Origin of the sequence: Elstera sp. (assembly GCF_044372965.1) — a bacterium.
GTDB lineage: Bacteria > Pseudomonadota > Alphaproteobacteria > Elsterales > Elsteraceae > Elstera.
This window is the reverse complement of sequence record NZ_JBILQX010000233.1, coordinates 1-4,580: the sequence shown is the minus strand read 5'-3', so window position 1 is coordinate 4,580 and position 4,580 is coordinate 1. Positions and strand designations below refer to the sequence as shown.

Sequence of the window (4,580 nt, the reverse complement as noted above, 5' to 3'; positions counted from 1 at the left end):
GCCGTGCCGCTGATTACCGTGATCGCGCTCTCCTACGCCCATTTGCTGGAAGGCTCGGTGCTGACCGAAACCGTCTTCGCTTGGCCGGGGCTGGGCTCCTATATCACCGCCTCGCTGCTGAACGCCGATATGAACGCCGTTTTGGGCGGAACGCTGATTATCGGCGTTACCTTCATCGGCATTAACCTATTTTGCGATGCGCTCTATCGAATCGCCGACCCGAGGGCGAAATAATGGCGACCGAAGCCCTTACCTTGCGCGCCTGGCTGCTGAGTTCCGATCCGAAAAGCCGGAGACAGGCCCATTTTGGCCAAGCCTATCGGCGGTGGCTTGCGTTGCGCCGCAATCCACTCGCCCTCGTGGGCCTGGCGATTGTCGTCGGCTTGATCGTGATTGCCGCCCTCGCCCCCTGGATCGCCCCCTATTCGCCGGTGCTGCAAGACCTCGATAACCGTTTGCTGCCGCCGAGTGCGCTGCATTGGATGGGCACCGACGATCTTGGCCGCGATATTCTTTCCCGTATTCTGTGGGGCGCGCGGATCACGCTGACGGTTGTTGCGCTCGTCGCGGTGATCGTGGCCCCGGTTGGCCTCGCGGTCGGCGTGCTGGCGGGCTATTTCGGCGGCTGGGTCGATGCCGCCTTGATGCGGATTACGGACATTTTCATGGCGTTTCCGCGCCTCATTCTGGCGCTGGCTTTCGTTGCCGCGCTCGGGCCGGGGATTGAAAATGCCGTCATCGCCATCGCGATTACCTCCTGGCCGCCCTATGCCCGCATGGCCCGTGCCGAAACGCTCACGGTGCGCCAGTCGGACTTTATCGCGGCAGCCCGGCTGCTGGGGGCCTCGCCCTTGCGCATTCTCTCGGGCCATATCGTGCCGCTGTGCCTCTCGTCGCTGATCGTGCGCGTCACGCTCGATATGGCCGGAATCATTCTGACGGCGGCGGGGCTTGGGTTCCTTGGCCTTGGCGCACAGCCGCCCTCGCCGGAATGGGGCGCGATGATCTCCGCCGGGCGGCGCTATATTCTCGATCAATGGTGGGTGGCGGCCATGCCGGGCCTTGCCATTCTGATCGTCAGCCTCGGGTTCAATCTTTTGGGCGACGGGTTGCGCGACGTGTTCGACCCGAAGCAAAAATAAGGGGCCGATGATGACTCAAAACCCCCTGCTTGAGGTGGAAGACTTGCGCGTGCGCTTCGATACCGCCGATGGCATCTTCGAAGCCGTGCGCGGCGTGAGTTTTTCGATGGGCCGGGAGAAGCTCGGCATCGTCGGCGAATCGGGCTCCGGTAAATCCCTTACCGGGCGCTCGATTCTGCGGCTTATTCCGGCAGCGCGGGAGGTTGTCGCGCGCAAGCTTTTGTTCGATGGCATCGATTTGCAAGGCGCTGACGAGAAGGCGCTGCGGCAGATTCGCGGCAAGCGCATCAGCCTTGTCATGCAAGACCCGAAATATTCGTTGAACCCGGTCATGACCATCGGTCGGCAGATCGAAGAAGCCTTGCTCGCCCATCAACGCCTGAGCCGCAGCGACGCCCGCACTAAAGCGCTCGCCATGTTGGAGGCGGTGAAAATCCGCGACCCGGAGCGCGTTTACCGCGCCTATCCGCACGAAATTTCCGGCGGCATGGGCCAGCGCGTGATGATCGCCATGATGCTGATTCCCGACCCCGATCTGATGATCGCCGACGAGCCGACCAGCGCGCTCGACGTCACCGTGCAGCTTCAGGTGTTGGCGATTCTCGACGATCTCGTCACCCAGCGCGGCATGGGGCTGATTTTCATTAGCCACGATCTCAATCTGGTCGCCTCCTTCTGCGACCGGGTGCTGGTGATGTACGGCGGGCGGATTGTGGAGCAGTTGGCAGCGAAAGACCTGATGAACGCCAAACACCCCTATACCCAGGGGCTGCTGAGCGCCCTGCCGCGTCTCGATGGCGCGCCCGTGGACCTGCCGACCCTGAACCGTGACCCCGCCTGGATGACGGAGATTCTGGCATGAGCCGCCCGATGATCGATGTCGCCAATCTCACGATCACCTTCCGCACCGGCGCGCGGGAAGTGCAGGCGGTGAAATCCATCTCCTTTACTGTTCCGGAAGGCGATTGCTTCGGCATCGTCGGCGAATCCGGCTCGGGGAAATCCACCGTGCTGCGGGCGCTGTCGGGCCTCAACCCCGATTGGACCGGCGATGTGGTGATCGACGGCGAGCGCCAAGGGCGTAACCGCACTAAAAGCTTCCATAAGAAGCTGCAAATGGTCTTCCAAGACCCCTACGGCTCGCTGCATCCGCGCCATACCATCGATCGGGTGTTGGATGAAGCCTTAACGGTGCACGGGCTCGGTGACCGCGACGCGCGGATCGAACAAGCCTTGCGCGATGTGGGCCTGCCGCAATCCTTCCGCTTCCGCTATCCGCACCAGCTTTCCGGCGGGCAGCGCCAGCGCGTTGCCATTGCTCGCGCGCTGATTCTAGAGCCGCGCGTGTTGCTGCTCGATGAGCCGACCAGCGCGCTCGACGTGTCGGTGCAGGCGGAAATTCTCAATCTGCTGCGGCGTTTGCGCGCGGAGAAAGGCCTCACCTATCTGCTCGTCACCCATAACCTCGCCGTGCTCAGCAATATGTGCGACGCGGTGGCAGTCATGCGTCACGGCGAGATTGTGGAAACGGCGGCGATGGAACTCATCCGCAGCGGCACTGCCCGCCACGCCTACACACGCCAGCTTCTGACGGCGAGCCGGGGATACGATCGCGCGGCGGTGGATTTGCTTAACTTATAATCGGCAGATCCTCCTGAACCCAGGCGCGAAACGCATCGCGCAGGAAGCGGATGACCACCTCCACCCGCTTCGTCCGCCGCATATCGTGGTGATAGACGAGCACAACCGGCAGCGAGGGCCGTTGCCAGCCCGGCGGGTCGATCAGCGGAATCAACGTCGGCAATTTATTGTGGATGTAAGCGGACATCAGCGAGATGCCGAGCCCGGAATTGGTGGCTTCAACCAGCGCTGCCGACGAGTTCGTGCGGTAGGCCACATGCTGCGGGTGGCGGGCGAGTTCGCTCCACGGTTTCCACGGGCCATCGGTCGGGTAATGATCATGCACGACAATGCGGTGCTGATTGATGATCTCATCCCAGGTTGTCGGCGTGCCCGCGCGGGTGAGATAGTCGCGCGAGGCATAGAAGCGAAACGGCATATGCCCCAGCGTTTCATTATGGCTGTTGGGTTCTTGCACCTCGTCCCCGAGGCGCAGGATGATATCGGCCTCAAGCCGCTCTAAGCTGGGATCAAACTCCGAGCAGCGCACGTCGATCATCAGGCCGGGGTGGGCCGCCGTTAGCTCGGGCAGGCGGGGCGTAATCCAGTAAACGCCGAACCCGTCGGTGGTGCCGATGCGCACTGCGCCGGTCAGGCGGGTATTGCCCCCGGCGATCTGACGCCTGAGATCGAACATAATCGCCTCGACCCGTTCGGCCTGATAGATCAAGGCTTGGCCCTCGCGGGTGGGAACGACGCCTTGGGCGGTGCGGCTGAAGAGCCGACTGCGCAAGCGATCCTCCAGAATCTGGATACGGCGGCTCACTGTACTTTGATGGGTATTCAAAGTGCTTGCAGCGCGCGAAAAGCTCCCCGTTCGGCTTACCGCAAGAAAATACCGCAGATCATTCCAGTCAATTTCGCCGATCAGCGCGGGGTCGACTACAATCGCATTCGGGTCGGAGATGGACGTCATTATTCCCTCCTCTCAGGGAACCCGGTGGGTGCCGGGGTTTGTTTTTCAACGGTAGGGTTTAGCGGCACGCAGGTCTCGAAAAAACGCATGGGTATTAGAATTTCTTCTTGGACCATAAGTGTTAATAGGGGTGAGCTATGCAATAATGCATATGGGTATCAAGTTATCTCCGTTACGTCGATACCTTGATGCGCAGTACAGTGATTGGACGCGAATACATACGTATTTTTTCAATAAAAGGGGGTCAGAATGGCTATGGAATACACTGTAAAAGTGGCCGGTACCGCCGAAGAGCGAGAAATGGCTTATATGATACGCTCCGCTGTTTTCTGTGGTGAGCAAAAATGCCCCTTCCACGAAGAATTTGACGGCAATGATAATACGGCAACTCATATAATTGGTTTTGTTGACGGCGAACCGGCTGCGACAATACGATTACGTTACTTTGCTGAATTTGTTAAATTTGAACGGTTTGCCGTGCGTTCGGAGTACCGCGGTACCGTAATCACCGAGGCAGCCGTTGATTTCGGATTCGATTTTTGTCGGCGGAAGGGCTATACGAAAGTATACGGCCATGCACAGAAGCGTCTTCTGCGGTTCTGGCGCCGTCATGGGTTCAATCAGACCAATCATCCGCCGTTCCATTTTTCGGATGCGGAATATGTGGCGGTTGTGGTTGAGTTCGATCCCCACCCGGAGGCAATTCGGTACGGGGCGGATGATGTGGTTCTGCTGCGCCCTGAAGGGGCATGGCATGTTCCGGGGGTTCTGGAACATTCGATGGCGCGGCCTGCGAAGGTCGTGCCGCGGGAACGGGTACAACGAATGAGCGCATAAGGCGG

6 protein-coding genes are annotated in these 4,580 nt (G+C 60.1%); 5 read left to right on the top strand and 1 reads right to left on the bottom strand.

Translation table 11 applies throughout. The annotated features are described in order from the left end of the window. The 4 genes from ACIQ36_RS18535 to ACIQ36_RS18520 form a co-directional block, all read left to right on the top strand. Positions 1-234 (top strand): ABC transporter permease subunit (locus ACIQ36_RS18535; RefSeq protein ID WP_395832088.1); only part of this gene is annotated, 234 nt, incomplete at its 5' end. Further along, positions 234-1,142 (top strand): nickel transporter permease, encoded by a 909-nt coding sequence (gene nikC, locus ACIQ36_RS18530; protein ID WP_395832086.1) that lies wholly within the window; start codon positions 234-236, stop codon positions 1,140-1,142. The genes ACIQ36_RS18535 and nikC, both read left to right, overlap by 1 nt. Positions 1,143-1,152: 10 nt before the next feature. Beyond that, on the top strand, positions 1,153-2,004 hold the full coding sequence (locus ACIQ36_RS18525; protein ID WP_395832090.1) for an ABC transporter ATP-binding protein: 852 nt from the start codon (positions 1,153-1,155) through the stop codon (positions 2,002-2,004). Then, a complete protein-coding gene (locus ACIQ36_RS18520; RefSeq protein WP_395832084.1) occupies positions 2,001-2,783 on the top strand; it encodes an ABC transporter ATP-binding protein in 783 nt (260 codons plus the stop codon). Before ACIQ36_RS18525 ends, ACIQ36_RS18520 begins: the two co-directional genes overlap by 4 nt. Here ACIQ36_RS18520 and ACIQ36_RS18515 read toward each other — a convergent pair. After that, the gene (locus tag ACIQ36_RS18515; RefSeq protein WP_395832082.1) at positions 2,773-3,738 is read right to left on the bottom strand and encodes a LysR family transcriptional regulator; all 966 of its coding nucleotides are present in this window, start codon (positions 3,736-3,738) and stop codon (positions 2,773-2,775) included. The two genes, ACIQ36_RS18520 and ACIQ36_RS18515, sit on opposite strands and share 11 nt — an antisense overlap. Before the next feature lie 249 nt (positions 3,739-3,987). Between ACIQ36_RS18515 and ACIQ36_RS18510 the strand changes: the two genes are divergently transcribed. After that, positions 3,988-4,575, top strand: coding sequence for a GNAT family N-acetyltransferase (locus ACIQ36_RS18510; RefSeq protein ID WP_395832080.1), 588 nt, complete (start codon positions 3,988-3,990; stop codon positions 4,573-4,575). The last annotated feature ends 5 nt before the right edge of the window (positions 4,576-4,580 follow it).

Coding starts and splice junctions, on each gene's coding strand:
- nikC (WP_395832086.1), top strand. CDS start 234: ATGGCGACCGAAGCCCTTACCTTGCGCGCCTGGCTGCTGAGTTCCGAT.
- ACIQ36_RS18525 (WP_395832090.1), top strand. CDS start 1,153: ATGACTCAAAACCCCCTGCTTGAGGTGGAAGACTTGCGCGTGCGCTTC.
- ACIQ36_RS18520 (WP_395832084.1), top strand. CDS start 2,001: ATGAGCCGCCCGATGATCGATGTCGCCAATCTCACGATCACCTTCCGC.
- ACIQ36_RS18515 (WP_395832082.1), bottom strand. CDS start 3,738: ATGACGTCCATCTCCGACCCGAATGCGATTGTAGTCGACCCCGCGCTG.
- ACIQ36_RS18510 (WP_395832080.1), top strand. CDS start 3,988: ATGGCTATGGAATACACTGTAAAAGTGGCCGGTACCGCCGAAGAGCGA.